Genomic DNA, 250 nt, shown 5'->3' on the forward strand with positions numbered 1-250 from the left:
GTGCGCCGCCATCAGGCAGGCCCTCCGGCAGGACACAGGGGGTTGGCGCGCACCTGGTCGGCCAGCGGCCCGAGCGCCTGACGGAGCGCGTCGGTATCCAATTGCGGCACCGACAGCTCGAAGGCACCGCGCGCGTTGGGCCCGGCGACGATCTGCGCGTTGAAGTTCAGCGCCCATTGGCGCAGGCTGGACAGGTCGGCATTCGGGGCGAACACGACCTCGAACCCACCGCAGGCCTCGCGTGAACCCC

At 71.2% G+C, this 250-nt stretch carries 1 protein-coding gene; it reads right to left on the bottom strand.

All coding sequences use genetic code 11. The features are described 5' to 3' along the window. Positions 1–11: 11 nt before the first annotated feature. Positions 12–250, bottom strand: a 239-nt coding sequence (locus KM800_RS15295) for a hypothetical protein (protein ID WP_217813843.1), incomplete at its 5' end; no start/stop codon positions are given.

The organism is Clostridium tyrobutyricum, assembly GCF_019144085.1.
GTDB classification, from domain to species: Bacteria; Bacillota; Clostridia; order Clostridiales; family Clostridiaceae; genus Clostridium_B; species Clostridium_B tyrobutyricum_A.